Annotated in this window: 31 protein-coding genes; 12 read left to right on the top strand and 19 right to left on the bottom strand. The window is 68.6% G+C overall.

All coding sequences use genetic code 11. The features are described 5' to 3' along the window. Positions 1-13: 13 nt before the first annotated feature. Entirely contained in the window at positions 14-538 is a 525-nt protein-coding gene (rimM, locus tag AC07NB_RS14865) for a ribosome maturation factor RimM (RefSeq protein ID WP_492312051.1), read from the top strand. 72 nt (positions 539-610) lie between these two features. Here the strand turns inward: rimM and AC07NB_RS14870 are convergent, their stop codons facing one another. After that, positions 611-787, bottom strand: a complete 177-nt coding sequence (locus AC07NB_RS14870; RefSeq protein ID WP_492312052.1) for a YegP family protein — start codon at positions 785-787, stop codon at positions 611-613. 160 nt (positions 788-947) lie between these two features. Between AC07NB_RS14870 and AC07NB_RS14875 the strand changes: the two genes are divergently transcribed. Both AC07NB_RS14875 and AC07NB_RS14880 read left to right on the top strand, forming a co-directional pair. Then, positions 948-1,325 (top strand): DUF3597 family protein, encoded by a 378-nt coding sequence (locus tag AC07NB_RS14875; protein WP_494570603.1) that lies wholly within the window; start codon positions 948-950, stop codon positions 1,323-1,325. Between the two features lie 54 nt (positions 1,326-1,379). After that, complete coding sequence (locus AC07NB_RS14880) at positions 1,380-1,580, top strand: KTSC domain-containing protein (RefSeq protein WP_492312714.1); 201 nt, start codon at positions 1,380-1,382, stop codon at positions 1,578-1,580. Positions 1,581-1,589: 9 nt separating this feature from the next. Here the strand turns inward: AC07NB_RS14880 and AC07NB_RS14885 are convergent, their stop codons facing one another. Continuing rightward, entirely contained in the window at positions 1,590-2,756 is a 1,167-nt protein-coding gene (locus AC07NB_RS14885; protein WP_494570604.1) for a benzoate/H(+) symporter BenE family transporter, read from the bottom strand. Between AC07NB_RS14885 and AC07NB_RS14890 the strand changes: the two genes are divergently transcribed. Then, positions 2,755-2,901, top strand: a complete 147-nt coding sequence (locus tag AC07NB_RS14890) for a hypothetical protein (protein ID WP_494570605.1) — start codon at positions 2,755-2,757, stop codon at positions 2,899-2,901. The two genes, AC07NB_RS14885 and AC07NB_RS14890, sit on opposite strands and share 2 nt — an antisense overlap. On the opposite strand, the gene AC07NB_RS14895 is transcribed toward AC07NB_RS14890, so the two are convergent. The 5 genes from AC07NB_RS14895 to AC07NB_RS14915 all read right to left on the bottom strand — a co-directional run bounded on the left by AC07NB_RS14895 (position 2,898) and on the right by AC07NB_RS14915 (position 6,421). After that, on the bottom strand, positions 2,898-3,563 hold the full coding sequence (locus AC07NB_RS14895) for a hypothetical protein (protein ID WP_494570606.1): 666 nt from the start codon (positions 3,561-3,563) through the stop codon (positions 2,898-2,900). The genes AC07NB_RS14890 and AC07NB_RS14895 overlap by 4 nt on opposite strands. A gap of 35 nt (positions 3,564-3,598) precedes the next feature. Further along, entirely contained in the window at positions 3,599-4,000 is a 402-nt protein-coding gene (locus AC07NB_RS14900) for a hypothetical protein (RefSeq protein ID WP_494570607.1), read from the bottom strand. 218 nt (positions 4,001-4,218) lie between these two features. Then, a complete protein-coding gene (locus AC07NB_RS14905; RefSeq protein WP_494570608.1) occupies positions 4,219-4,818 on the bottom strand; it encodes a hypothetical protein in 600 nt (199 codons plus the stop codon). Between the two features lie 111 nt (positions 4,819-4,929). After that, positions 4,930-5,535 carry a hypothetical protein gene (locus AC07NB_RS14910; protein ID WP_494570609.1) on the bottom strand — a complete coding sequence of 202 codons (606 nt, stop codon included), beginning with the start codon at positions 5,533-5,535 and terminating at the stop codon, positions 4,930-4,932. An 88-nt stretch (positions 5,536-5,623) separates the two neighbouring features. Beyond that, positions 5,624-6,421 carry an enoyl-ACP reductase FabI gene (locus tag AC07NB_RS14915; protein ID WP_494570649.1) on the bottom strand — a complete coding sequence of 266 codons (798 nt, stop codon included), beginning with the start codon at positions 6,419-6,421 and terminating at the stop codon, positions 5,624-5,626. Between the two features lie 206 nt (positions 6,422-6,627). Here AC07NB_RS14915 and AC07NB_RS14920 point away from each other — a divergent pair, with 206 nt between their 5' ends. Next, positions 6,628-8,721 carry a DNA/RNA non-specific endonuclease gene (locus AC07NB_RS14920; protein ID WP_494570610.1) on the top strand — a complete coding sequence of 698 codons (2,094 nt, stop codon included), beginning with the start codon at positions 6,628-6,630 and terminating at the stop codon, positions 8,719-8,721. Between the two features lie 101 nt (positions 8,722-8,822). On the opposite strand, the gene fabB is transcribed toward AC07NB_RS14920, so the two are convergent. From fabB to AC07NB_RS14935, 3 genes are all read right to left on the bottom strand, one after another. Next, positions 8,823-10,052 carry a beta-ketoacyl-ACP synthase I gene (gene fabB, locus AC07NB_RS14925; protein ID WP_494570611.1) on the bottom strand — a complete coding sequence of 410 codons (1,230 nt, stop codon included), beginning with the start codon at positions 10,050-10,052 and terminating at the stop codon, positions 8,823-8,825. Positions 10,053-10,115: 63 nt separating this feature from the next. Beyond that, on the bottom strand, positions 10,116-10,640 hold the full coding sequence (fabA, locus tag AC07NB_RS14930; protein ID WP_291839928.1) for a 3-hydroxyacyl-[acyl-carrier-protein] dehydratase FabA: 525 nt from the start codon (positions 10,638-10,640) through the stop codon (positions 10,116-10,118). Between the two features lie 112 nt (positions 10,641-10,752). Then, positions 10,753-11,316 carry an SH3 domain-containing protein gene (locus AC07NB_RS14935; protein ID WP_291839917.1) on the bottom strand — a complete coding sequence of 188 codons (564 nt, stop codon included), beginning with the start codon at positions 11,314-11,316 and terminating at the stop codon, positions 10,753-10,755. 44 nt (positions 11,317-11,360) lie between these two features. Between AC07NB_RS14935 and AC07NB_RS14940 the strand changes: the two genes are divergently transcribed. Beyond that, positions 11,361-12,347 (top strand): 2-hydroxyacid dehydrogenase, encoded by a 987-nt coding sequence (locus AC07NB_RS14940; RefSeq protein WP_494570612.1) that lies wholly within the window; start codon positions 11,361-11,363, stop codon positions 12,345-12,347. Between the two features lie 64 nt (positions 12,348-12,411). Further along, entirely contained in the window at positions 12,412-14,445 is a 2,034-nt protein-coding gene (locus AC07NB_RS14945; RefSeq protein ID WP_494570613.1) for an alpha/beta hydrolase family protein, read from the top strand. Here AC07NB_RS14945 and AC07NB_RS14950 read toward each other — a convergent pair. Beyond that, the gene (locus tag AC07NB_RS14950; protein WP_494570614.1) at positions 14,430-15,179 is read right to left on the bottom strand and encodes a HesA/MoeB/ThiF family protein; all 750 of its coding nucleotides are present in this window, start codon (positions 15,177-15,179) and stop codon (positions 14,430-14,432) included. The genes AC07NB_RS14945 and AC07NB_RS14950 overlap by 16 nt on opposite strands. A 39-nt stretch (positions 15,180-15,218) precedes the next feature. Continuing rightward, the gene (locus tag AC07NB_RS14955) at positions 15,219-15,608 is read right to left on the bottom strand and encodes a BLUF domain-containing protein (protein WP_492312063.1); all 390 of its coding nucleotides are present in this window, start codon (positions 15,606-15,608) and stop codon (positions 15,219-15,221) included. A gap of 143 nt (positions 15,609-15,751) precedes the next feature. On the opposite strand from AC07NB_RS14955, the gene hslV reads away from it, so the two are divergent. The 4 genes from hslV (at position 15,752) to AC07NB_RS14975 (ending at position 19,195) form a co-directional block, all read left to right on the top strand. After that, positions 15,752-16,306: an ATP-dependent protease subunit HslV gene (gene hslV / locus AC07NB_RS14960; protein WP_494570615.1), complete on the top strand. Its 555-nt coding sequence runs from the start codon at positions 15,752-15,754 to the stop codon at positions 16,304-16,306. Between the two features lie 71 nt (positions 16,307-16,377). Then, positions 16,378-17,280: a nuclear transport factor 2 family protein gene (locus AC07NB_RS14965; RefSeq protein WP_494570616.1), complete on the top strand. Its 903-nt coding sequence runs from the start codon at positions 16,378-16,380 to the stop codon at positions 17,278-17,280. A gap of 19 nt (positions 17,281-17,299) precedes the next feature. Next, positions 17,300-18,598 carry an ATP-dependent protease ATPase subunit HslU gene (gene hslU / locus AC07NB_RS14970; protein ID WP_494570617.1) on the top strand — a complete coding sequence of 433 codons (1,299 nt, stop codon included), beginning with the start codon at positions 17,300-17,302 and terminating at the stop codon, positions 18,596-18,598. 75 nt (positions 18,599-18,673) lie between these two features. Further along, positions 18,674-19,195: a lipocalin family protein gene (locus AC07NB_RS14975; RefSeq protein WP_291839709.1), complete on the top strand. Its 522-nt coding sequence runs from the start codon at positions 18,674-18,676 to the stop codon at positions 19,193-19,195. On the opposite strand, the gene AC07NB_RS14980 is transcribed toward AC07NB_RS14975, so the two are convergent. Beyond that, complete coding sequence (locus AC07NB_RS14980; RefSeq protein ID WP_494570618.1) at positions 19,189-19,416, bottom strand: hypothetical protein; 228 nt, start codon at positions 19,414-19,416, stop codon at positions 19,189-19,191. The two genes, AC07NB_RS14975 and AC07NB_RS14980, sit on opposite strands and share 7 nt — an antisense overlap. A gap of 102 nt (positions 19,417-19,518) precedes the next feature. Between AC07NB_RS14980 and mmcB the strand changes: the two genes are divergently transcribed. Further along, a complete protein-coding gene (gene mmcB / locus AC07NB_RS14985; RefSeq protein WP_492312068.1) occupies positions 19,519-19,974 on the top strand; it encodes a DNA repair putative endonuclease MmcB in 456 nt (151 codons plus the stop codon). 109 nt (positions 19,975-20,083) lie between these two features. On the opposite strand, the gene AC07NB_RS14990 is transcribed toward mmcB, so the two are convergent. The 6 genes from AC07NB_RS14990 to rph form a co-directional block, all read right to left on the bottom strand. After that, positions 20,084-20,536 carry a COG3650 family protein gene (locus tag AC07NB_RS14990; RefSeq protein ID WP_291839702.1) on the bottom strand — a complete coding sequence of 151 codons (453 nt, stop codon included), beginning with the start codon at positions 20,534-20,536 and terminating at the stop codon, positions 20,084-20,086. 56 nt (positions 20,537-20,592) lie between these two features. Next, a complete protein-coding gene (locus tag AC07NB_RS14995; protein ID WP_494570619.1) occupies positions 20,593-21,552 on the bottom strand; it encodes a magnesium transporter CorA family protein in 960 nt (319 codons plus the stop codon). 30 nt (positions 21,553-21,582) lie between these two features. Next, complete coding sequence (locus AC07NB_RS15000; RefSeq protein WP_291838047.1) at positions 21,583-22,110, bottom strand: CHAP domain-containing protein; 528 nt, start codon at positions 22,108-22,110, stop codon at positions 21,583-21,585. A gap of 69 nt (positions 22,111-22,179) precedes the next feature. Next, a complete protein-coding gene (locus AC07NB_RS15005) occupies positions 22,180-23,289 on the bottom strand; it encodes an acyltransferase family protein (protein ID WP_494570620.1) in 1,110 nt (369 codons plus the stop codon). 34 nt (positions 23,290-23,323) lie between these two features. Then, positions 23,324-23,689 carry a hypothetical protein gene (locus AC07NB_RS15010; RefSeq protein WP_291838043.1) on the bottom strand — a complete coding sequence of 122 codons (366 nt, stop codon included), beginning with the start codon at positions 23,687-23,689 and terminating at the stop codon, positions 23,324-23,326. An 80-nt stretch (positions 23,690-23,769) separates the two neighbouring features. After that, positions 23,770-24,495 carry a ribonuclease PH gene (gene rph / locus AC07NB_RS15015; protein WP_291838041.1) on the bottom strand — a complete coding sequence of 242 codons (726 nt, stop codon included), beginning with the start codon at positions 24,493-24,495 and terminating at the stop codon, positions 23,770-23,772. Positions 24,496-24,518: the final 23 nt, after the last annotated feature.

Raw genomic sequence — 24,518 nt, forward strand, 5'->3', positions numbered from 1 at the left:
TGGCGAGGTGAACGTGGCGCAGGACAAACTGATTCTGGTCGGGCAGGTCGCCGGCGGCTTCGGGGTCAAGGGCGAGGTGCGCATTACCGCCTACACCGCCGAGCCGATGGCCCTGCTGGGGTACCGCGACCTGCTGCGGGCGGACGGCTCGGTGGGGCTGACCCTGCTGTCGGCGCGGCCGGACAAGGTCGGCGTCGTCGGGCGGGCGAAGGAGATCGCCACCAAGGAGGAGGCCGATGCCCTGCGCGGCCTCAAGCTGTTCATCCCGCGCGAACGGCTGCCCGAGCCGGACGAGGACGAGTTCTACCTGACCGATCTGGTCGGGGTTCAGGCGCGTGACCCTGACGGGGCGGTGCTGGGGGTGGTGAAGTCGGTGCAGAATTTCGGCGCGTCGGACATGCTGGAGATCGCCCCGGTCGCCGGAGGGCCGACCTGGTACCTGCCGTTCACCCGCGAGGCCGTGCCCGAACTGCATCTGGCCGACGGTTGGGTGCTGGCGGTGCGGCCCAATGAGGTGGGCGAACGCGAGCCCGACTAGGGCGAAACCGGCCCGGGCGGGATGACGCCGGAGCCGATTTCGCTCCCGTTCAAGGTTGTCGTCGGCCCGTGACTAGCTGTTGTCCTCGGTCGGGGCGCCCGGTCCGTTCTTCTTGATGGAGTCGATGGCGTTCTGAGCCGAGGCTTTCGACGAATACCCCTCGGTCGAGAATATGGTCTCGGAATTGTACTTGAAGCGGACCCGGAATTCGCCCGCCTTGTCTTTGTAGATCTCGAACTTGTGCGCCATTTCAACATCCTTGGGTTGGGCCTTCGAGGGTGTCACAGTGAGGCTCGTCGTCAACCGCGTTGTGTCCGGCGCCCGACACAGGAGCGTGATCGCGACGGAGGTGAACCCCGGCTGTAGCGCGGCGTTACCGGTCCCGTGCAGCAAGGGAAAGGCGCGCGACATGAGCATTTTCAGTTCGATCTGGGACCGCATCCGGGGCCGCAAGCCGGCCGCCGCGACGCCGGCGCCCGACGTGACGTTGACGTCTGCTCCCGCCGCCGCCGCGCCCGTCGCAGCGGCTCCCGTGGATGTCGAGGCGGTGCTGGTCGCCCTGGCCGAGCAGAAGGGCGGGGGCGGTAACTGGCGCACCTCGATCGTCGACCTGCTCAAGCTGCTTGATCTCGATTCCAGCCTCGACGCCCGCAAGGCGCTGGCCGAGGAGCTGAACGTTCACGCCGGGGCGCACGGCAGCGCCGAGCAGAACATCGCCCTGTCCAAGGCGGTGTGGGCCAAGCTGGCTGAGAACGGCGGGGTGGTTCCAGCCTCGCTGCGGGACTGATCCGGGCGGGCGATCATACCCTCCCCCACGCTCTCTCCGGGCCCCTCCAGCGTCATCCGCCGCTTCGACTATGACGCGCCGCGTCGGCGGCTGCGGGTGACGTTCACCTCGGGTGACGTCTACGACTACGACGCCGTGCCGCCCGAGGTGGTGGAGGGTCTGCGGGCCGCGCCTTCCAAGGGGCGGTTCTTCGGGCCGAACATCCGGGACAGCTATCGCTACCGGCGGATCGCGCGCGGCGAGGGCCGCGCCTGATCCGTCTCTTCAGGCCGGGCGCCGCCAGCGCAGGGCGGCCAGGGCCACGAAGCCCGCCAGCAGGCCCCAGAAGGCCGAACCGATGCCGAACAGGGCCACGCCTGAGGCCGTGGCGGCGAAGGCGATGACGGCGGCCTCGCGGTCGCGCGGCTCGGCCATGGCACCGGACAGGGCTCCGGTCAGCGGGCCGATCAGGGCCAGGCCGGTCAGGACCGCCAGCGCGCCCGGCGGCATGGCGATGAACAGCCCGGCCAGCGGCGCGGCGAACAGGGCGACGACCAGATAGAGGCCGCCGTAGAGCACGCCGACGACCCAGCGGCGCTGCGGATCGGGATGGGCGTCAGGCCCGACGCAGATGGCCGCGACGATGGCCGCCATATTGATCCCGTAGCCGCCGAAGGGCGCCAGGACGACGGTGGCCAGTCCGGTCGAGAGCAGCAGCGGCCCCGGCGGCGGCTCGTAGCCGGCGGCCTTGAGCACGACGAGGCCGGGCAGGTTCTGCGAGACCAGGGTCACCAGGAACAGCGGCAGGGCCAGGCTGACGGCGGCCTTGAGGTCGAAGGCGGGCGCGACGGGCGACAGCTGGCCGAACAGGCCGGTTCCCGGCGGCGTCGTGACCTGCCCGCGCAGGGCCAGCACCAGGAAAGCGCCGACCAGCACCGCGGGCAGGGCCCAGGTCGGGGCCAGCCGCCGCATGATCAGGAAGACCGCGAACAGCCCCGCCGCCAGCGCCAGATCGGTCGGGAAGACGAGGAACAGCTTCAGGCAGAAGGGCAGCAGCACGCCCGCCAGCATGGCCGAGGCGATGCCGCCGGGGATCCGTCCCGCCAGCCGCCCCAGCGCGGGCACCAGGCCGGTGACGACCATCAGCAGGCCCGCGATGACGAAGGCCCCGACCGCGGTGGGCCAGCCGAGGCCCAGCGTCGACGCCGCCAGCAGGGCCGCGCCGGGGGTCGACCAGGCGAGGATGATGGGGACCTTCATCCGCCAGCTGAGCAGCATGCCTGGCACGGCGATGCCGAGGCACAGCGCCGTCACCATCGACACGATCTGGTCCGGCGAGGCGCCCAGCGTGTGGCCCGCCTGGACCACCAGGGCCACGGTCCCGCCGAAGCCGATGATCACCCCGACGGCGGCGGCCGACAGGGCGGAGACGGGCAGGCGGGAAGAGGTCATGCCTCGCGCTTACCGCCTCGTCCCGGACGGGGGAAGCGGGAACGGCGCGCCCGGCCCCCGTGAAGGCGCCATGGGCTACTACGGCGCCTTCGTGCTGGACCCCGACGGCAACACCATCGAGGCGGCGTACCGGACGGGGGGCTAGCGAAGGCCCGCCGGCCAGGTCGGATCCACCTCGGGCAGGCGCTGCAGCATGTCGCGCGTCGCGATCCCCTCCGGCGGTTCGGTGGTCCAGCAGTCCTGCAGTTGGGTGTCGGCGAAATCCACCCACTGACGGATCAGGCCGTCCGAGCCGGTGATCATCATCGTGCCGAAGGCCATGTCGGTCAGGCTGGCGTAGCCCCAGAAGGCGAGGCTCGGCGCGCCCGTATCCAGGGGTGGCGAGGGCGGTCCGCCGGCGCCGGCTGGAAGGTCAATAAAACGCGGCGCCCTGAATCGGCCCGCGGGGAAGTCCGCCATGGCGACCTGCACGCTATAGACGCCGGGACAGGTGCGCCCGTCGGCCCACTCCACGCGTCGGCTCTGGGTTCCAGAGCCGGTCAGGCGCACGGCCCAGGGCAGCCAATCCGGCTGCCGATCGGCGGAATCTCGTTCGCTTCGAAAGTCGTAGAGGTGAACCCGATACGGCGTGAAATCCCGGGCCCCCGAATAGCCGCCGACGTAGAAGCTGCCGTCCGGTTTGAGGGCTTCACCCTCCACCATGCGCGGGATGTTGTGTCCGCCCGCCACCGGCGTCTGGGCTTGTGCATTGCCGTGGATGAGGCCCAGGGCTCCAAGGACGAGTATCCGGATCAGGGTCTTGGACATGGCGACGCCTCTGGGATGCGCAAATGCGAGGTGGGTCATTCCGACCGCCAGCAATCCTTCAGTTTGAGATCGGCGCCGATCACCCATTCCGCCAAGGGGCCGGAGGTTGCTGACATTTCCAGGTCAGCAAACGATCCCTCGGGCTGGTGAGCTCTTCCCCAGCCCCTGAAGGCGGCGGCGCTCGGGAGCGGTGGCGCGGGATGACCCGTGGCGGGACTGCCCGGACGCCGAATCTCCACGGAAGGAAGGTTTGCGACCTCAAGGACGGCGGCGCTCAAAGCCGGGCAGGTGTCGGTATCCGTCCACGTAAACTGTTCGGGGCCGGCGGGCGTGGCGAGTGACCGCCTGGCCACGAAGACATCCGGGCTGAAATTATCGCCTTGCGGCGAATAGATTTCGACCTGCCACATCCCGTGGTGGTCGATCCCGTAGCCCATCAGGAACCTGAGGCAGCGGGCTCAGATCGTATGCTGTCCTGAACCCCGACGGCTTGTGGGCCTGCGGGAACGGCGGCTAGCAGGCCGAGGGCAATAAGAAGAGGCGTCATTGTTCCTCACAGGATTTGGCGTCCGGATTGACCTCCGGCCCAACTGCTCCCGACGAGGAGGTCTGCTCGACGTTGGCGCCGACAACCCACCCGGTGGCGACGAGAGGGCTATGCAGCGGGAGGCTCCTGCGCCCCCCAGCACTTGTCGAGTTGGGCTTCAGCAAAAGTGGTCCATCTGTCTATGAGGCCATCCGATCCGGTAAAGGTGAGAACGGATGGAGCGCCATCCGGCTGCCGGGCGAGGCCCCAGACCGAGCTATCGATCGGGTGCATTCGCGTGGGCGGGCCGCCCAGCGCTTGGCTACCGGCCAGCGGTGCCTGGTAGAGGAATGGAACCTGGAAGGCGGGCGCAACCAGTCTGGAGTATTCCATCAGCACGCCGTTGAGCGAGCCGCATGTGCGTCCATCGGCCCATGCCAGTACGGCTGGCACGCCCGCACCGGTGTCGAGGCTGCGCCGCGCGAAGGGAATCGCGCCGAACCGGATGCCGTCATTGGTCAGGGAGCGATCCTGCCGTGAGTAGAAGTCGACGATGATCTGCCCGTCTTCGCTATCCCGGGAGTATCCGCCCAGATACAGGGCGCCTTGGGGGGCGGTTCCATACCCATGATCATATCTCGGGTGCACATCCGCATGGCGTTGGGCCATGGCGGGTCCGGGCCATATGAGAGCGATCGCGACAAGCAGATTGGTCAGCTTCCAGGACATGATTCTGCTTCCGGATCCGTCACCCGCCAGGCCCATCATGTGGACGCCGGGGCCAACAAGGATGACTTCGACCGTGGTGGAAACGCCGAGGGCAGGGCGCAGCCACAGGGCTCAATGAGCTGACCGCCAGCAAGCCGCAAGATTGGCTTGGGCGGCGCGACCGAACTCGGCCACCAGCCCGCCATTGCTGGATATCTCAACGCGCGTGTTGGCGATGTGATCGGGCTGTGTGCCTCTTCCCCAGACGGTGATCTGGAGGCCGTCTTCCGTGACGCTTCTCGGTCTCCGGCCCTCATGAGAAGCCTCGCTGGCGGTGATGCCGGGGATTTCGATGCGAGGCGCGACAAGCGTCGTCAGCCAGATGAGGGTGTTTCTGAGCGCCGGACAATCTTCCGAACTTGCCCATGTTGTCTCCTCGCCGCCGGCGGCGCTGGTCACCTGCCTTTGGGCCGCAAAATCAATCCACGGTGCGCCGTCCGGCAATCGAAGGTCACGGCGCGGCTTGATGAAGACGTCGATGCTTTCGATGACGCCTGTTTGAGAGTCGCGGATGCTGAAACCGGCCACGGCCGGTAAACCTTCCACTCTTTCCAGTGACCCGGTCTCCTGCGCGCGAGCGGCGGTAGGCAGGGACATTGCGCCGAGAATCAGTAGAAGCGCGACCTGGCCAACTACGTAGATCGTGCCGAGATCAGTCGGCGGGCCTGAATCCGTCATCGAGGTTGTCCCGGTCAGCTTGTGCTGGCCGGGACTTGAACACTCTATGGATGTCTATTCAACCAACCAAGGGTTGGGGCGCTAACCGTCAGCCCTCGTCGTCGCCCGCCAGGCCCATCATGTGGAAGCCGGCGTCGACGTGGATGACTTCGCCGGTGGTGGAGAAGCCGAGGTCCGAGCACAGCCACAGGGCGGCGCCGGCGACGCCCTCCATGGAGGTGTCTTCCTTCATCGCCGACATGGCGCGGCCCTGGGCGATCATGCCCCGTCCGCCCGAGATGCCGGCCAGCGACAGGGTGCGCATGGCGCCGGCCGAGATGGCGTTGACGCGGATGCCCTTGGGACCCAGGTCGCGGGCGATGTAGCGGGTCGCCGCTTCCAGCCCGGCCTTGGCCACGCCCATGGTGTTGTAGTTCGGGATGGCCCGCTCGGACCCGAGGTAGGTCATGGTGATCATCGAGCCGCCGTTCGGCATCAGCCTGGAGGCGCGCTTGGCCACGTCGACGAAGCTGAACACCGAGATGTTCATGGCCAGCAGGAAGCTGTCGCGGGTGGTGTTGTCGACGAAGGAGCCCTGCAGCTCGTTCTTGTTGGCGAAGGCCACCGAGTGGACGACGAAGTCGATCGTGCCGAAGGTCTTTTCCAGCTCGGCGAAGGCCGCGTCCATCGAGGCGTCGTTGGTGACGTCGGCCTCGAGGATCAGCTTGGCGTCCACGCTCTCGGCCAGCGGGCGCACGCGCCGCTCCAAGCCCTCGCCGAGGTAGGTGAAGGCCAGCTCGGCGCCCTGGGCGGCCAGCTGCTGGGCGATGCCCCAGGCGATGGAGTTGCTGTTCGCGACCCCCATGACCAGGCCCTTCTTGCCCTTCATGAGGTCGCCCTTGGGCATGTTCCAGGCGGATTCGGCGGCCATGGGGTGTCTCTCCATCTTGCGTCGCCCGGTTGCCCCGGGTCGGTCGGTGTCGCCGGAGGGGTAGCAGCGGCGGCCGCGCGGGGGAAGCGGGGATGGCCGGCGGCGGGGTTCACGGGCGCGCGCCTGAGTTTCGCGTGTCGCAAAACGACGTTATGGTTGTGTTTCTTCGACAGGAGGACGCCATGAAGGTCGATCGTCTGAAGGGGGTGGTGGAAACCACCGGCGTCCGCCTCGTCGAGGAGGTCGGACCGCCGGCCTCGACCCGGGCCGCGCCGATCGAGGAGAAGGCGGCTGAGGCCATCGACCTGCTGAAGGCCCGCGTTGACGCCACCGCGCCCGGCCAGCTGGAAACCCCGGAACGGCAGGCGCTGCGCACCCTCCAGCTTCAGGAAGGCGGCCGCCGGGCCTCGCTGTCCGAGCTGGAGCGGACCATCGGCAGCGACGATCTGGTCGATCTGAACTATCTGTTGCGCGGATTGGACGCGGCGCGGCCGGTCGGGCGGATCACCATCCGGGACGGCGGCGGACGCGCGCTGGGTGACGCCACGGGCTTCATGGTCACCCCGACGCTTCTGCTGACCAACCAGCATGTGCTCGCCGATGCGGCCACCGCTGCGGCCTCGCGCGTCGATTTCGACTGCGAGCTGGACCGGCTGGGCTTCCCCCGCCCGACCACCACCTTCGGCTTCGATCCCGGCCGGTTCTTCGTGGTCGACGCCGCCCTGGACATGGCGCTGGTCGCCGTCAGCCCCCAGCCGATGAGAGGCGACGGGCGGCTGGGCGACTACGGCTGGCTGAGGCTCAGCCCCGAAGTGGGCAAGATCAACGTCGGTGAGGCCATCACCATCATCCAGCATCCCAATGGCCGGACCAAGCAGGTGGCCCTGCGCGAGAACCGGCTGCTGGACATCACCGCCGACCACCTGACCTATGAATCCGATACGGCTCCGGGGTCGTCGGGTGCGCCGGTGTTCAATGATTCCTGGCAGGTCGTGGCCCTGCATCACTCGGGGGTGCCGCGGAAGGACGCGCAGGGCCGCTGGCTGCTGCAGAACGGCCAGCCGGCGGGCGAGGAGGACGATGACGCCGACATCGACTGGATCGCCAACGAGGGCGTGCGCGCCAGCCGCATCGTGACCACCGCCCTGGCGCTGGCTCCCGCCGGCGCGCTGCGGGACGAACTGGAAGCCTGCAGCCTGGGCCGGGTCGAGCCTCCGGTTCCGGCGACGGAAAGCACGCGGATTCCCGGTTCGGCTGTCAGCGGCGCCCCCGTCGGCGCCTCGACGGGCCTGTCGGTCGCGGCGTCTGGAACGTCCGCCACCCTGACCGTGCCCCTGACCATCACGATCGGCCTGGGCGGCGCATCGGCTTCCGCCGGGACCGCGAGCGCTTCCGCCGGGGCGGTCGAGAAGGTCGTCGAGCCGTGGCACGATCCGAACTATCCCGGCCGGACCGGATACGACCCCCATTTCCTCGGCGTTTCCGTGCCGCTGCCGACGCTGCGGGACGCCTCGGTGGCGGCGCGGATGCATGACGGCGGCATGGTCGTGCCCTACCAGAATTTCTCATTGGCCATGCACAAAGCGCGGCGTCTCCCCGTGTTCACCGCCTCGAACGTCGACGGGTCGGACGCCGCCAAAGAACCGGAACCCGGCCGGTCCTACAACCGCGACGCCCTGGGCGGCCTGGCCGAGAACGATTTCGAGCGCTGGTTCCTGGACCCGCGGCTGCCGGCCGACGCCCAGTTGCCGGACCGCTTCTTCGACAAGGACCGCAAGGCCTTCGACAAGGGCCATCTGGTCCGGCGCGAGGAGGTCTGCTGGGGCGTCGACTACGCCCAGGTGCGGCGGGCCAACGGCGACACCTATCACGTCACCAACTGCACGCCCCAGGTGGCCGGCTTCAACCGGTCGAACCGCAAGGGCGTCTGGGGCCTGCTGGAAAACCTGATCGAGGCGCAGGGGCGGGTCGAGCGCTATTCCCTGTTCGCCGGGCCGCTGCTGGCGGCGGACGATCCGGTCTTCGTCGGCGTCGATGACGACGGCCCGGTGCAGGTGAAGATCCCGCGCGCCTACTGGAAGGTGGTGATCGCGCGCGGGCAGTCCGGGCTGGAGGCCTTCGGCTTCCTGCTGGAGCAGGACCTGACCCAGGTCGCGTTCGAATTCGACGTCGACCCGGTATGGCGCGCCCGCATGATTCCCCTGAAGAAACTGCAGGACCGGATCGGCCTGATCCGCTTCCCCCGCGCCGTGATGCGGGCCGACAAGGGCGCCTAGAGCCTGATCGGCTGAAGTGGAATCAGGCTCCAGAATCAGGCTGGAGCGAAATCTGAGCCGAGTTGGACTATGTCCAGCTCAACCGATTTCGCTCTGGGGTCTCAGACCTTCGACAGGATCAGCGTGCCGTTCGTGCCGCCGAAGCCGAAGCTGTTCGACATGACGTGCTTCAGCGGCCCGTCGTGGCGCTTGCGCAGGATCGGCATGCCCTCGAACTCCGGATCGAGGTTCTCGATGTGGGCGCTCTCTGCAGCGAAGTCGTTGTCCATCATCAGCAGGCAGTAGATGGCCTCCTGGGCGCCCGCCGCGCCGAGCGAGTGGCCCGTCAGCGACTTGGTCGAGGAGATCATCGGCAGGTCGTCGCCGAAGACGTTGCGCACCGCGCCCATCTCCTTGCTGTCGCCGACCGGCGTCGAGGTGCCGTGCGGATTCAGATAGTCGATGCGCGGATTGCCGGCCATTTCCAGCGCGATCTTCATGCAGCGCTCAGCGCCCTCGCCCGAGGGCGCGACCATGTCGTAGCCGTCCGAATTGGCGCCGTAGCCGGTCACTTCGGCGTAGATCTTGGCGCCGCGCGCCACGGCCCGCTCGTACTCTTCCAGAACCACGATGCCGGCGCCGCCGGCGATGACGAAGCCGTCGCGGTCCTTGTCATAGGCGCGGCTGGCCTTGTTGGGCGTCTCGTTGAAGTTGGACGACATGGCGCCCATGGCGTCGAACATGTTCGACATGGACCAGTCGATGTCCTCCACGCCGCCGGCGAAGACGACGTCCTGCTTGCCCCAGGCGATCTGTTCGGCGCCCGCGCCGATGCAGTGGGCGCTGGTCGCGCAGGCCGAGCTGATCGAATAGTTGATGCCCTTGAGCTCGAACCAGGTGGCCAGCACGGCCGAGGGGCCCGAGGCCATGGCCTTGGGCACGGCGAACGGCCCGATGCGCTTGGGCGAGCCCTTTTCGATCGTGGTCTGGGCCGCCTGAAGGATGACCTGGGTCGAGGGGCCGCCCTCGCCGACGATCAGGCCGATGCGCTCGGACTTGATCTCTTCCGGAGTCATGCCGGAGTCCTTCAGGGCCTCCTCGAAGGCGATGTGGCCCCAGGCGGTGCCGTTGGCCAGGAAGCGCGCGGCGCGGCGGTCGACCAGCGGGGCCCAGTCCTCGGCCGTCACGCCCAGCGCCGGAGGCGCCCAGACCTGCGAACGGAAGCCGTGCGTGACGTGGTCGGGGGCGGTTTGCACGCCCGACTTCGCCTCGCGCAGCGATGCGATGACCTCTTCCTGGCCCGTGCCGATGGAAGAAACGATGCCCAGCCCGGTGACGACGACACGCCGCATGGTGGTTTCCTTCTAAGAACGCTCAGTCGCCGCGTAGTGCGCGGTCTGTCTGAATATAGGGGTTCAGCCGCCGGCCGCTTCCGTGGTCGCGCCGAACAGGCCGACGCGCATGTCGTTGCAGGTGTAGATCACCTCGCCGTCGGCCTCGAGCACGCCGTCGGCGATGCCCATGACCAGCTTGCGGTTGATCACGCGCTTCAGGTCGATCTTGTAGACTACCTTCTTGATGTGCGGCTGGACCTGACCGGTGAACTTGACCTCGCCGACGCCGAGCGCGCGGCCCTTGCCGGGGCCCCCGATCCAGCCGAGGTAGAAGCCGACCAGCTGCCACATGGCGTCCAGGCCCAGGCAGCCCGGCATGACCGGATCGCCGATGAAGTGGCACTGGAAGAACCAGAGGTCCGGATGGATATCCAGCTCGGCCTCGACATAGCCCTTGCCGTGCGCGCCGCCGTCGGCGTTGATCTTGGTGATCCGGTCGAACATCAGCATCGGCGGGGCCGGCAGCTGGGCGTTGCCCGGCCCGAACAGCTCACCCCGGCCCGAGGCCAGCAGGGCTTCATAATCAAACGACGACGGATATTTCAGCTCGGTCAAAAGCGTTCTCGTTGCGGCAGGGCGCGACTTCGCGTCCGGATGTTGCCGTGGGGTTACACGAGGGAACCCGGGCGCTCAAACGTTTTAACAGACCGGTGGAGTCCTAGCGTTCGGCCCGTCCCGTGCCCGCGGGCCGGTTGGCGTTGCACAGGGCGTGGTCCTGGGCGCCGAACACCGCGCGCTGACGCAGCCAGCCGCGCAGACGACGGACGCGGACCTCGCACCACTGGTCGACGCACGCGTCCAGCGACACCAGCGAGCGGGGCGACAGGCGGGCGCGCACCGGCGAGGTGTCGGAGCGTCCGGCGTGGATGGCGATTTCCTCGCGGGAGGCGTTGAAGACGCTGCGGCGGCTGGAGACCACGCTGCGGTGGACCCAGGCGACCGCGCCTTCGGGATCGCAGATCTTCCGCCATTCGGCGGTTTCGGCGATGACCTGAACCGGCAGGCCCGGGACGCGGTATTCCCACAGGATCGGATAGTCGAGCCCCGGCCCCTGGCGCGCCCGGACCTCGTCGGACTTGAGCGACAGCCAGCGCGGCACGGGTTGGCCGCTGGGGGTCGGGCGGCCGCCCGGCATGGCGTTTCCGGCCCCGGCCATGACGCCGAGCCCGACCAGGGCGGCGACCAGCGCGACGCGCTTGAGGCGAGGAACTTTGCCAGACACCGGGAGGACCATTAAAGCCGGGGACGTGAAACCGAAGGCTCCGAATGTCCTCTCCCCGGCTTAAGGTCGTATTAACCAGACGCTTGCCCGACGCCGTGGAGACACGGATGCGCGAGCTGTTCGACGCCGAGCTTAACCTGACCGACCGTCCGATGGACCGGGCGGCGCTGGAGGCCGCGGTGCAACGGGCCGACGTCCTGGTGCCGACCATCACCGACATCATCGACGCCGACCTGATCTCCAAGGCCGGGCCGCAGCTGAAGATGATCGCCAATTTTGGCGCGGGCGTGGATCACATCGACGTGGATGCGGCGGTCGGTCGGGGCCTGATCGTCACCAACACCCCGGGCGTCCTGACCGAGGACACGGCGGATCTGGCCATGACCCTGATCCTGGCGGTCAGCCGCCGGATCGTGGAGGGGGCGCAGGTCATGCAGGAGGGCCGGTTCGAGGGCTGGAGCCCGACCTGGATGACCGGGCGCAAGCTCTGGGGCAAGCGGCTGGGCATCGTCGGCATGGGCCGGATCGGTCAGGCGTTGGCCCGCCGCGCCAAGGCCTTCGGGATGCAGGTCCACTATCACAACCGCAAACCCGTCCCCGACATGATCGCCGAGGAACTGGGCGCGACCTACTGGGATGACCTGGACCAGATGCTGGCGCGGATGGACCTGATCTCGCTGAACACCCCGGCGACGAAGGACACGCATCATCTGCTGTCGGCGCGGCGGCTGGCCCTGCTGCGGCCCGAGGCCATTCTGGTCAACACCGCGCGGGGCGAGCTGATCGACGAGGCGGCGCTGGCCGAGGCGGTGGCGCAGCGGCGCATCGCGGGCGTCGGACTGGACGTGTTCGAGCAGGAGCCCAAGGTGCATCCGGGTCTGCTGGGGCACGCCAATGTCGTGCTGCTGCCCCACCTCGGCTCGGCGACGATCGAGGCCCGTCAGGACATGGGCGACCGGGTCATCGCCAACATCCAGACCTTCGCCAACGGCCACCGTCCGCCGGACCGCGTGATTCCCGCGATGTTCTGACGCTCCGGCTTGACGGCGCGGCGACGCTTCGGTTGTTTGCCGGAACAAGTCTTGGGGGATTACCGTGAAGTGTGGATTGAGCGAGGCGGCGCAGGCCGCCCTGTCGCGGCGTGGGCTGTTGGTCGGCGTCGGGGCGCTGGCGGGTATGGCGGCGTTGCCGACCGGGGTCGGATCGGCCCGGGCCCAGACCGCCCCGCACGCCATCGGTGACTTCTTCGGATCGACCGGAACGCGGGCCGTGTCGCTGTCGCCGTCGGGCGCGCGCATCGCCGTGCTGGAACAGCTGGGCACCCAGGAAGAGCCCAACGGCGCCATCGACATCATCCAGGCGGACGACCCCGAGGGCACGCGCCGCCGGCTCGATCTCGGTCCGGTCGAGGTCAACTACCTCTACTGGGGCAGCGACGACCGGCTGCTGGTGGGCGTCCTCATTCGCCAGAAGACGGCGCGGCGCTCGCAAGCCGGCTCCAATTTCACCACGCCCGGCGTCGAATATACGACGCGGCGCGCCCTGTCGGTGAACGTCAGCACCGGCGCCATCGTGGTCCTGTTCAACGACCAGCGTCAGCGCATGCGCGCCACCGCCGACATGGGCCGGATCATCGACCTGCTGCCCAACGATCCCGACCACGTGCTGATGGCGGCCTGGGAGGCCGACGGGATCATGGCCCTGCACAAGGTCAACCTTGCCACCGGCAGCGCCGAGCGGATCGAGCGCGGCAGCGCCGGCACCTTCAACTGGCGCACGGTGAACGGCGTCCCCGTCATGCGGCATGACGTCAACAGCCGCGGCACGATGGAGACCATCATGGTCCGCGCGCCGGGTGAAACGGAATGGAAGATGGCGCGTCGTTCGCGCTTCCGCGACGCGCCGGACTTCTACTGGGTCGGCGGCACGGACCGTCCGGGGACGGTGCTGGTCCGGGCCCGACTGGAAAGCGAGGACGTGCAGTCCGTCCGCGAGATGGACCTGGCCACTCTGGCCGTCGGCCCGCCGCTGAACGGTCGCGCCGGGCGCGACGTGAGTTACGGACTGCGCGACTCCGCGGGTCACTATCTCGGCGCGGCCTACTATGGCGAGCGGCTGGAGTATGAGTTCGCCGATCCGACGCTGGCGCCGCACCATCGCGCCCTGAACCGCTTCTTCGACAACCAGTGCAACGTGACCCTGACCGGCGTCGACGCCGCCCGGAACCGCTTCATCGCGGCGGTCGAGGGACAGAACGAGCCGGGTTCGTGGTATTTCTACGACAAGGCCGCGCGGGCGATCGTCCACATCGGCTCCGCCACGGCCCTGGTCACGGAGCGTCTCGGCGCCGGCGAGATCCTGCAGGTCCAGACCCGCGACGGGGCGACCATCGAGGCCTACCTCATCGCGCCTCCGGGCGGAGCGCCGGGACCGCTGATCGCCCTGCCCCACGGCGGACCCGAGATGCGCGACACGCCTTCGTGGGACCGGCAGGCGCAGGTGCTGGCGGCGCAGGGCTGGTGGGTGTTGAGGCCGAATTTCCGCGGTTCGGGCGGCTACGGCATGGCCTTCGCTCGCGAAGGCTGGACCCGCTGGGGCACGCGCATGCAGGAGGACATCGAGGACGCGGTCGCCCATGCGATAGCGCTCAAGGGTCTGGACGCCGGCAAGGTCGCCATCATGGGCACCAGCTACGGCGGCTACGCGGCCCTGATGAGCGCCGCCAAGCGACCGGATCTCTACAAGGCCGCGATCGGCATCTGCGGCGTCTACGATCTGCCGGACATGCTGGCCTGGGAAGAGCGCGAGGATGATCTGGCGGGCAAGCCGATCTACGAGTTCTGGACCAAGCGCATCGGCGACCGCCGCACGGAGGCCACCGCGATCGAGGCCGCCTCGCCGCGGCGTCGGATCAGTGACATCACCTGCCCGGTGCTGCTCGTCCACGGCGTCGAGGACGGCGTCGTGCCGATCATACAGTCCCGGCGTATGCGCGACGCCTTCCGCGCCGCCGGACGGCCGGTTGAGCTGATCGAGGTCGAGGACTTCGGCCACGGGGACTGGGAGGACGACAAGGAGCAGGAACTGATGACCCGCTACGTCGCCCTGTTCCGTCAGGCCTTCGCCTGACCCCCGCAATCGGGGCAATCCGGATCGGGGGCGACGCGGACCGTGCGCGCCGTCCCCGCCAGTCCGTCATAGATCAGCAGGCGGCCTGACAAGGGCTCTCCGGCGCCGGCGATCAGCTTGATCGCCTCGAGCGCCGCCATCGCTCCGACCACGCCCGCCAGCGCGCCGACGACGCCGACGCGGCTGCAGGTGTCGGCGTCGGGCGGCGTCTCCGGCACCAGACAGCTGTAGCAGGGGCCGCCGTGGAAGACCCCGACCTGACCGCTCCATCGGCCCAGGGCGCCCGAGACGAGCGGGATCCGGCAGGCGAGGCAGGCGGCGTTGACGGCGAAGCGGGCGCCGAAGTCGTCCGTCCCGTCGATGACCACGTCGCAACCCTCGATCAGGGCGGCGGCGTTGGTCGCGGTCAGGCGTTCGGGGCGCGGCTCCAGGCCGACATGGGGATTGAGCGCCGCCAGGGTCTCGGACCCGGCGATCACCTTGGCCCGGCCGACGTCCGCTGTGTCGAAGACGATCTGGCGCTGCAGATTGGACAGGGAGACGGCGTCGTCGTCGATCAGGCGCAGGGTGCCGACCCCGGCGGCGGCCAGATACAGCGCTGCGGGCGCGCCGACGCCGCCCAGGCCGATCAGGCCGACCCGCGCGGCCTTCAGCCGCTGCTGACCCGGGCCGCCGACCTCGGACAGCACCAGATGGCGGGCGTAGCGTTCGATTTCGTCTTCGGAAAAGCTCACCGGCTCCAGTTAGGCGCTGCGGCGGCGAAGGTCACGCCCTCAGGCGGCGTACTTCAGGTCGAGCAGGGCCTCGGCCTCATTGGCCGTGAGGCGTGAGATCTCGCCCACGCCGGCGCCCCGAAGAATCGCCTGAGGGTCCGGGCAGACGCTGACGGGATCGCTCAGAAGGCGGTCGGTGATCGGCGTATCGACCAGAATCCGCAGTCCTGTATGGCGACGGTCGGCCAGCAGGCGGCGCATCAGGCGGTCGATATCGACGCGCTTGCCCTCGATGGCCTGCACGATATGGCCGCGGTGGAACATGATGGCGGCGGTGATCTCGTCGCGCCGGTTGTTCACCTCGGACACGCCGAGAATCTGGGCGATGGAAAGAGTCGACACCCCCGTCGGGCCAACGGCTTCGCTGGCGTAGATCACGCGATGAAGCACGAAGCCTCCCTTAATTTGCGAAAATGGGGTACGGATTGACAATGTAACGCGTTACATGGGCTATATTACGGCGGAGCCGGAACGTTGTTTTCCCAAGCTTTTCGCTTGCCGCGCCGCATTCCGGTCTCCATCTGCAAGGAATGATGAACAGCACCTCCTCATTCCCTGACTGGCACGGCACCACCATCCTCGCGGTGCGCAAGGACGGCCGCACGGTCATTGCCGGCGACGGCCAGGTCTCCATGGGGCCGACCATCGTCAAGGGCGCCGCGCGCAAGGTGCGCGTCCTGGCCAGCGGCAAGGTCCTGGCGGGTTTCGCCGGAGCGACAGCGGACGCCTTCACCCTGATCGAGCGGCTGGAAGCCAAGCTGGAGCAGTATCCGGACCAGCTGGCCCGCGCCTGCGTCGACCTGGCCAAGGACTGGCGCACGGACCGCTATCTGCGCCGGCTGGAGGCGATGCTGCTGGTCGCCGACCGCGACTCGATCTTCACCGTGACCGGGGTGGGCGACGTGCTTGAGCCGGAATACGGGGTCGCGGCGGTCGGCTCGGGCGGCAACTACGCCCTGTCGGCGGCGCGGGCCCTGATGGAGAACACCGACCTGGACGCCGAGGCCATCGCGCGCCGGTCGATGGCCCTGGCGGCGGAGATCTGCGTCTACACCAACGGCAATCTCACCGTCGAAACGCTGGAGTAGCGCCGGCTTTCCGCGATTTAACGGGACAAATCCCCGCTTCTGCCGCTCCATGGCGGCGGGAGGACTATCCAATGCGCGCTCTGACCTTCGCCGCGGCCCTGATCGCCGCCTCGCCCGTCATGGCCCAGACGCCGGACGCGGCCCCGGTCGTAGCCGCCGAGCGGGCGTTCGCGGCGGATGCGCCGTCGATGGGCGTCGCCGGCAGTTTCAACAAATGGTCGACACCGGACGCCATCGTCATCGGCGGCGGGCAGGTGCAGCGCGTGCGTGACGCCTATCCTGACGGGCCGCGACCGGCCGACGAGCCGCTGTTGGAGTGGTGGCCGAACTTCGCCGGCGTCTCGCGGTCGGGCGACATGGGTTTCACCACCGGCGGGGTGCAGGTCGGCGGCCGCCGCACCGGCCACTATTTCACGATCTGGCAACGCCAGCCCGACGGGTCCTGGAAGTGGGTCTATGACGGCGGTTCGGGTGCGAGCGCGGCGGACGTGCCGGGGCCGGAGACCGAGCCGGCGATCCTCGAACAGGGGCCCCAGCTGGTGCTCGCGGTGGGGCCGAACGGCGAGCGTCCGGGCGGCGTTCCCAGCGAATGGGCGATGCGGGATGTCACGGCGAGGGAAGTGCAATTGGCCCGGGCGGCCGCGACCGACCAGAGGACGGCCCATCTGGCGGCCATGGCCGACAACGGCCGTCTCTACGTCGCGCCGAGGCCCCCGGCGATCGGGCGCGCCGCCTTCGCCGAAGCGCTATCGGCGTGGCCGGCGACGTTCCGCTTCGGCCCCACCGAAGGCGGCGGCGCATCCCGCTATGGCGACCTCGTCTGGACCTATGGGACGGCGGCGTGGGAGCGGGACGGTCAGGCGCGAACCGGTCACTACGTCCGCCTGTGGCAACGGCAGGAAGGCGGCTGGAAGATCGTCCTGGCCCAGTTGATCCCCGCGCCGATCGCCGCGCCCCCTCCCGCCGGCGGCTGAGGCGTCCTATCTCGGTCCCATGACCGATCTGTCTCCCCGCGAAATCGTTTCCGAACTCGACCGCTTCATCGTCGGCCAGGACGACGCCAAGCGCGCCGTCGCCGTCGCCCTGCGCAATCGCTGGCGCCGCAAGCGCGTGCCTGACGACCTGCGCGACGAGGTGACTCCAAAGAACATCCTGATGATCGGGCCGACCGGCGTCGGCAAGACCGAGATCGCCCGCCGGCTGGCCCGGCTGGCCGGCTCGCCCTTCCTGAAGGTCGAGGCGACCAAATTCACCGAGGTCGGCTACGTCGGACGCGACGTGGACCAGATCATGCGCGACCTGGTCGAGGCGGCGCTGGTCATGGTGCGCGACAAGCGTCGCTCGGGTGTGAAGGCCAAGGCCGAGGGCGCCGCCGAGGAGCGGATTCTGGACGCCTTGGTCGGGCCCGGCTCCCAGCCGGCCACGCGCGATAGTTTCCGCAAGAAGCTGCGGGCCGGCGAACTGGACGACAAGGAGATCGAGGTCGAACTGGCCGACACCGCCTCGCCGATGCAGGGCATGGACCTGCCCGGCGGCAACGTCGGGATGATCAACCTGTCCGAAATGTTGGGCAAGCTGGGCGGCGGTCGCACCAAGAAGGTCCGGCTGGCGGTCAAGGACGCGGTCGCGCCCCTGACCACTGAGGAGAGCGACAAGCTGCTGGATCAGGAGAGCCTGACCAACGAAGCGCTTCTGCTGGCCGAGAACGAGGGCATCGTCTTCATCGACGAGATCGACAAGGTCGCGGCCCGGTCCGAGGCGCGCGGCGGCGATGTCAGCCGCGAAGGCGTGCAGCGCGACCTGCTGCCGCTGATCGAGGGCACCACGGTGTCGACCAAATACGGGCCGGTGAAGTCCGACCATGTGCTGTTCATCGCCTCGGGCGCCTTCCACGTGGCCAAGCCGTCGGACCTGCTGCCGGAACTGCAGGGCCGCCTTCCGATCCGTGTCGAACTGAAGGCCCTGACCCGGGACGACTTCAAGCGCATCCTGACCGAGCCCGAGGCCAATCTGATCCGTCAGAATCAGGCCCTGCTGGCCACGGAAGAGGTGACGCTGGTCTTCACCGAGGACGCGGTCGAGGCCATGGCCGACGCGGCGGTGGCGGCCAATTCGGCGGTAGAGAACATCGGCGCGCGGCGGCTGCAGACCGTGCTGGAGCGGGTGCTGGAAGAGACCAGCTTCAAGGCCTCGGACCTGACCGGCCAGACCGTGACCTTCGACGGCGACAAGGTGCGCGAGCGCATCGGCGACCTGGCCAGGAACGCCGACCTGAGCCGCTACATTCTCTGACCCGGTTCTGACCGGCGCATCCGATCCGGGCCCTGGCGCGTAAACAGGGCGTCGGGACCACAGGAGAACTGCGCCATGATTCATCGTCCCGCCGTTGTCGTACTCGCCCTGGCCTGCGCCCTGTCCGCGAACGCCGCTGTCGCCCAAGCCGTGGACATGGACCGCTTCGACGGCCGCTGGTTCGAGATCGCGCGCAGTCCCAACGACGTCCAGAAGGACTGCCGCCGGGCCCAGATCGACTTCACGCCCCAGGCGCGGGCCGACCGCTACGGCATCGTGGTGACCTGCACCCGCCGCGCCGACGGTCGGGTGGAGACGCTGCGGGCCAACGCCCGGGTCACCGACCCCGGCGAGAACCGCAACCTGCGTTTCAGCCTGACGGGCCTGCTCAGCTTCGGCGGGCTGGCCGGGCAGAACTACCGGGTGCAGGCGCACGCGCCGGACTACAGCTGGGCGATCCTGTCCCTGCCCAACCGGTCGGATTGGTGGATCTGGCATCGCAGCCAGAGCCCGTCAGAGGCGGTCCGGGCCGATCTGTTGCGGCGTGCGGCGGCGCTGGGGCTGGAGACCGGGGCGGTCGTGCAGACCGGTCAGTAGGGCGCCGCCCCTCCCTTCGGCGGGGCGGGCGCGGGAATGGACGACGGCGCTTCCGCGTGGGCCACGACGGCATCCAGCTCGCGGCTGGCGCGCTGATCGGCGGCGATCGACTTCAGCACGACGGCGACGATGAGCAGGGCGACCGCGACGCCGAGCGCCGCCAGCAGCCAGAGGCCGCGCGGGTTGCCGCGATTGCGTCGGGCGACGCGGTCTTCGGGCATGGACTGGGTCCTTCAGGGCGTTTCAAGGCGAGCTTATCACCCGCTCTGCGGCCAAGCTTAATCCTCTCTTGAACCGTGAACAGAGCCGGAACATAAAGGTGGATGGCCGCCGCCGCCCTGCAGATCGACCTCGTCTTCAGTCGTCCCGACACCACGCTGTCGGTGACGCGCGGGGCCGCGCGGCTGATGCTGAACCTGGGCTATGCGCCCTTGCTGGAGGTCGGCCTGCCCAACGGGCGGCGCGCCGACGTCATGGCGCTGGGGCCGCGCGGCGACATCGTCATCGTCGAGGTGAAGTCAGGGATCGAGGACTATCGCGTCGATCGCAAATGGCATGAGTACGGGCCGTTCTGCGACGCCTTCTATTTCGCCGTCGCGCCCGAGTTTCCGCAGGGCGTCCTGCCCGACGAACCGGGGCTGATCGTGGCTGACGGCTTCGGCGGGGCGGTGGTGCGCGAGGCGCCGTCCAGTCCGCTGGCCCCGGCCCGGCGCAAGGCCCTGACCATCGCCTTCGCCCGTCTCGGGGCGATGCGCACCCTCAGGGATCAGACAGTCTAGGCCATTTTTGCTTCAGGTCGAATCGACCTGAATCCAAAAAATGGCCCAGCATCAAACTGGAGCGAAATCTGAGCCGAGTTGGACTGCGTCCAACTCAACCGATTTCGCTCTAGACGACCAGGCCGCTCTCGCCCGCGCGCGCCAGGGCGGCGGTCGAGGCCGCGCAGCCCATCAGCGTCTCCTCGCCGACCTTGACCACGGCGGTCAGCGGATAGGTGCGGTCGCTCATCCCGTCGCTGCATTCGGTCGCGGTCAGGGTGATGTCGAAGGTCGTGCCCGCCGCCGACTGGGTCTGGAAGGTGGCGACGGTGCCCTGAACCTCGATCTTCGGCTGCGGCGCGCGTTGCTCGGGGCGATCCAGGCCTTCGTAGATCAGTTCCGCGCCGGTCAGCTTGATCGTCCAGAACGGCTCCGTGCCCGACACGGTCACCGGTTCCGACAGGTTCACGCCCGACAGCACCGGCGGCGGCCCGGCGGGCTCGGCGGGCGCGGCCGGCGTCTCGGCCCCCTGCGAACAGGCCGACAGGATCAGGGCTGAGGCGGCGAGGGCGAGCAGGCGCATGAAGGACTCCGGCGAAGGGCGGGCAGGAAGCCCCGACCGGCGGGGCGGGTCAAGCTCTACAGCCAGCCCTTGTGCTTGAACCACATCAGGGGAAGCAGGGCCGAGATGACCATGGCGGCCACCGCCAGCGGATAGCCGCCCATCCAGTGGAGCTCCGGCATATGGTCGAAGTTCATGCCGTAGATTGAGGCGATCAGGGTCGGCGGCAGGAAGGCGACGGCGGCCACCGAGAAGATCTTGATGATCGACGACTGCTCGATGTTGATCAGGCCCAGCGCGGCCGAGAGCTGGAAATTGATCGAGGCCGCGACCGACTGGTTATGCGCGGTCAGGCTTTCCACGTCGCGGCTGAGCGAGCGCAGGTGGGCGCGGGCCTCGCCGCTGTCGATCCGTTCGTCGATGGCCACGAAGGCGAAGACCCGGGTCAGGCCGGCCAGGCTCTGCTCGATGCGGGCGTTGGCGATCTGGGCCCGGCCCAGCTTGCCGATCAGCTTCTCGAAGCCGACCGTCTTGCCGCCCGAGAAGACGTGGCTGGCGATGCCTTCGACCCGCGTCACGGTCCGGGACAGGATGTCCGAGGCGCGGTCGACCACCAGCTCCATCAGGTGCAGGAACAGTTCCGCGCCCGAGGCGCAGAGGCCGGGCTCGCGCTCCAGCTTCTCCAGCAGCATCGTGAACGGCTTGGGGTCCACATAGCGGATGGTGATCAGCGGGCCGGTGGTCAGGACGAACGTCACCGGCTCGATGCCCGGGATGTCCTCGTCGCCCCGGGTGATGATGTCTGCGGTCAGATAGGTGGCCCCGTTCTCGCGATAGACGCGGCTGGACGCCTCCAGCTCCTGCATCTCTTCGCGCGTGGGCACGGAGACGCCCAGGGCGGCTTCGACGGCGGCGTCTTCCTCGCGCGTCGGGTTGATCAGGTCGATCCACAGCACGTTCGGCCCCAGCTTCAGGGCGCCGGCCTCAAGCTGCACGTCCTCGCAGGCCGAGCCTGTCGAGCGATAGAGACGGATCATGCGGAAGGCCCCGTCGACGAGGCCGAACCCTCAATGCTGGCCGGGGCCGACCGGCTGGACCGAAGCCATCTGCACACCGGCGGCCTGCGGGGCCTGCTGGTAGATGAAGCCATGGGTCGGGTAGACGGTCGTGCCGAGGTCATGGATCGGGTTGTACCAGACCTTGACCGCCGTCCAATCGTTGCTGTTCGAGACGTCCACGACGGTGACGTTTTCCTCGACCTTGCCACGGCTTCCGCCCCAGTTGGCGTGGGTCACGCGGATGACGCGGTCGGTCAACACTTCCGAGACGACGGCGACGTGGCCGCGGTTCATGCGGCCGTTGGCTTCGAAGGCGAGAACCGAACCGGTCTGCGGACGATGGCCGGTGGTGAAGCGGCCCTGGGCCTGACGCCACCAGGTCACGGCGTCGCCGAAGATCTGGATGCCCGAGAACATGCGGGCGAAGGTCACGCACTGCCAGTACGGCTCATCGGCCTTTGCGGGAGCGGGCGCGACGCCCAGCGCAAAAATCCCGAGGGTCGTCGCAACTGCGACGGCTGTGAGCCGTTTGATCATGCTGTGGCTTTTCCCGACTGCCGCTGAAACAACCCGTAACGGATAGTTCCGGAGGGTTGAAGACCCCTTTCAGGCGAGTCGGGTGTGCGCTTTCGTCGCGGCTTGACCTGAGCCGTTTCGGTCCGCCAACCGCCGCAAAGCCTTACGGGCCGGGCGTTCGACGAGGTGGTAGGTCAGCATGGCGGCCACCGGAATGGCCGCGACAATCCCCAGCCACACAATGATGTGAAAGCGCTTGTCGTCGGCTCCGGTCAGGCGGGCCGCGACGTTGGTCATGACCAGCAGGACCGGCGCGCAGACCATGTAGATCGAGTAGCTGATTTCTCCGAGATAGACGCCGGCCTTCGAGGCCAGCGGCCCCGCGCGTTCGTTCGTCATCGAGCCCAGGCCCAGGATCAGACCGCCCGCGAACAGGACCGTGATCGGGTCCCAGAGGCCCAGCGAGGCGCTGATCAGCACGCCCGCGCCGCTCAGCAGGGCGACCGGCCCGGCGAAGGGGATCGGGGCGCGGCGGTAGACCAGGTACAGGGCGCAGCCCAGCAGGAAGCACGGCACGATGCGCAGCGCGCCCCAGCGGAAGGTCGCCTCGGTCAGGGAGAAGCCGGCGAGGGGCTGGAAGGCGGCGTAGATCCCCAGCGCCACGGCGGCGGCCAGGACGGTGGCCAGCACCGGCTGGTTCCGCAGTCGCCAGGCCACGAAGGCGAAGGCCGGGAAGCTCAGATAGGCGAACCATTCCGCAGAGATCGACCACGAGGGGTGGTTGAAGGCTGATGACGGGGCCAGACCCCAGGCATGGGTCAGGGTCAGGTGGGCGGGCAGGGCGCGCCAGTCGGTCAGGCTGTCGCTGACGGACAGCCCCGCGACCACCGCACCGACGCCCAGCACGGCCATGCCCGCCAGCGTCACTAGATGCAGTGGATAGACCCGCGCGATCCGGGCCCACAGGAAGCCCTTGTACGAATAGCGCTTTTCGCCCGCCGCCTCGAGATAGACGTGGCTGAGGATGAAGCCCGACAGGACGAAGAAGACCTCGACGCCCAGATAGCCCTTGGTCACCGCCACCGGCGTGAAGCCGACGTTCAGGTGCGGCCAGGCCGTGTAGAGCACCACCCACGCCGCCGCGAGGAAGCGCAGGGTGGTCAGGGCGCGAAGATCGGCGGGTGTGGCGGCGGAGGTCATTCCGCCACCGTACAACCCTGACGTCTGTAAACCGTTAAGCGGCGCACTCCGCCGGCTTGGTCTCGCCCGGCTTGTAGGCGGCGCAGGCGCGGTCGATCTCGTCCTGGATCAGCTGGCAGGGGTTTTCCGGGTTGCACGGCGGATGGCTGGCGGTGCTGACGGCCATGCAGCGGCGGACCAGCTCCATCGCCCCGTCCGATCCTTGGTCGAGCGTGCACGAGGTCGAGGACGCCTCGACGGGCGCGATCGCTTCTTCCTGCGGCGGGGCGTCGGCCGGCATGACCGGATCCGGCGTCGCTTCAGCGGCGGGCGCGGCGGCGTCGGGGCCCTTGGGCGCGGCCTGCTGGTCGCAGGCGGAAACCAGCAGAAGGGCGGCGGTCAGCAGGATCGGCAGGCGCATCGTCATCTCCCCGGACGTTGTGAAATGACGATGCCTGCTTTCGGCGAACGATGAAACCCCGAGCGCCTGTAAGGCGAAGCTTACCGGCCCAGCGCGGCCCGCTGCAGGGCGAACAGCTCGGCGCAGCCGCCGTCGGCCAGCTGGAACAGGCGGTCGAATTCGGCGCGGGTGAAGCCGCGCTTCTCGCCGGTGGCCTGGATCTCGACGATCGTGCCCGAGCCGGTCAGGACGAAATTGCTGTCGGCCTCGGCGGTGGAATCCTCTTCGTAGTCGAGGTCCAGCACCGGCTGGTCGTTGCACACGCCGCACGAGACGGCGGCGACCTGGTCCAGGATCGGATCGGTCTTCATCACGCCCTCGGCGCGCAGATAGTCGAACGCGCTGGCCATCGCGACCCAGGCGCCGGTGATGGCGGCGGTGCGGGTGCCGCCGTCGGCCTGGACCACGTCGCAGTCCAGCACCACCTGACGTTCGCCCAGCGCCTTCAGATCGACCACGGCGCGCAGGGACCGTCCGATCAGGCGCTGGATTTCCTGCGTCCGGCCGGTCTGCTTGCCCGCGGCGGCCTCGCGGCGGCCGCGGGTGTGAGTGGCGCGGGGCAGCATGCCGTATTCGGCCGTCACCCATCCCTGACCCTTGCCGCGCATCCAGCCGGGCACGTTCTCCTCGACCGAAGCCGTCACCAGCACCTTGGTATGGCCGAAAGTGACCAGGCAGGAGCCCTCGGCGTAGCGGTTCACCCCGGTCTCCAGCGTCACCTTGCGCAGTTGTTCGGGGGTGCGGTCGGAGGGGCGGGGTGTCGTCATGGTCATGGTCCTTGGAAGCCGTC

The organism is Brevundimonas sp. GW821-FHT09G01 (assembly GCF_059416065.1).

Bases quoted from the DNA above. Each gene is read 5' to 3' on its own strand.
- AC07NB_RS14905 (WP_494570608.1), bottom strand. From the start codon at position 4,818: ATGTCCTGGAAGCTGACCAATCTGCTTGTCGCGATCGCTCTCATATGG.
- AC07NB_RS14965 (WP_494570616.1), top strand. From the start codon at position 16,378: ATGCGCGCTCTGACCTTCGCCGCGGCCCTGATCGCCGCCTCGCCCGTC.
- AC07NB_RS14980 (WP_494570618.1), bottom strand. From the start codon at position 19,416: ATGCCCGAAGACCGCGTCGCCCGACGCAATCGCGGCAACCCGCGCGGC.
- AC07NB_RS14975 (WP_291839709.1), top strand. From the start codon at position 18,674: ATGATTCATCGTCCCGCCGTTGTCGTACTCGCCCTGGCCTGCGCCCTG.
- AC07NB_RS14890 (WP_494570605.1), top strand. From the start codon at position 2,755: ATGCCTCGCGCTTACCGCCTCGTCCCGGACGGGGGAAGCGGGAACGGC.
- AC07NB_RS14995 (WP_494570619.1), bottom strand. From the start codon at position 21,552: ATGATCCGTCTCTATCGCTCGACAGGCTCGGCCTGCGAGGACGTGCAG.
- AC07NB_RS15005 (WP_494570620.1), bottom strand. From the start codon at position 23,289: ATGACCTCCGCCGCCACACCCGCCGATCTTCGCGCCCTGACCACCCTG.
- mmcB (WP_492312068.1), top strand. From the start codon at position 19,519: ATGGCCGCCGCCGCCCTGCAGATCGACCTCGTCTTCAGTCGTCCCGAC.
- AC07NB_RS14990 (WP_291839702.1), bottom strand. From the start codon at position 20,536: ATGCGCCTGCTCGCCCTCGCCGCCTCAGCCCTGATCCTGTCGGCCTGT.
- AC07NB_RS15010 (WP_291838043.1), bottom strand. From the start codon at position 23,689: ATGCGCCTGCCGATCCTGCTGACCGCCGCCCTTCTGCTGGTTTCCGCC.
- AC07NB_RS14900 (WP_494570607.1), bottom strand. From the start codon at position 4,000: ATGGGCTACGGGATCGACCACCACGGGATGTGGCAGGTCGAAATCTAT.
- AC07NB_RS14910 (WP_494570609.1), bottom strand. From the start codon at position 5,535: ATGACGGATTCAGGCCCGCCGACTGATCTCGGCACGATCTACGTAGTT.
- AC07NB_RS14870 (WP_492312052.1), bottom strand. From the start codon at position 787: ATGGCGCACAAGTTCGAGATCTACAAAGACAAGGCGGGCGAATTCCGG.
- fabB (WP_494570611.1), bottom strand. From the start codon at position 10,052: ATGCGGCGTGTCGTCGTCACCGGGCTGGGCATCGTTTCTTCCATCGGC.
- AC07NB_RS14940 (WP_494570612.1), top strand. From the start codon at position 11,361: ATGTCCTCTCCCCGGCTTAAGGTCGTATTAACCAGACGCTTGCCCGAC.
- hslU (WP_494570617.1), top strand. From the start codon at position 17,300: ATGACCGATCTGTCTCCCCGCGAAATCGTTTCCGAACTCGACCGCTTC.
- AC07NB_RS14875 (WP_494570603.1), top strand. From the start codon at position 948: ATGAGCATTTTCAGTTCGATCTGGGACCGCATCCGGGGCCGCAAGCCG.
- hslV (WP_494570615.1), top strand. From the start codon at position 15,752: ATGAACAGCACCTCCTCATTCCCTGACTGGCACGGCACCACCATCCTC.
- rph (WP_291838041.1), bottom strand. From the start codon at position 24,495: ATGACGACACCCCGCCCCTCCGACCGCACCCCCGAACAACTGCGCAAG.
- AC07NB_RS14895 (WP_494570606.1), bottom strand. From the start codon at position 3,563: ATGTCCAAGACCCTGATCCGGATACTCGTCCTTGGAGCCCTGGGCCTC.
- AC07NB_RS15000 (WP_291838047.1), bottom strand. From the start codon at position 22,110: ATGATCAAACGGCTCACAGCCGTCGCAGTTGCGACGACCCTCGGGATT.
- AC07NB_RS14915 (WP_494570649.1), bottom strand. From the start codon at position 6,421: ATGCCCAAGGGCGACCTCATGAAGGGCAAGAAGGGCCTGGTCATGGGG.
- AC07NB_RS14885 (WP_494570604.1), bottom strand. From the start codon at position 2,756: ATGACCTCTTCCCGCCTGCCCGTCTCCGCCCTGTCGGCCGCCGCCGTC.
- AC07NB_RS14920 (WP_494570610.1), top strand. From the start codon at position 6,628: ATGAAGGTCGATCGTCTGAAGGGGGTGGTGGAAACCACCGGCGTCCGC.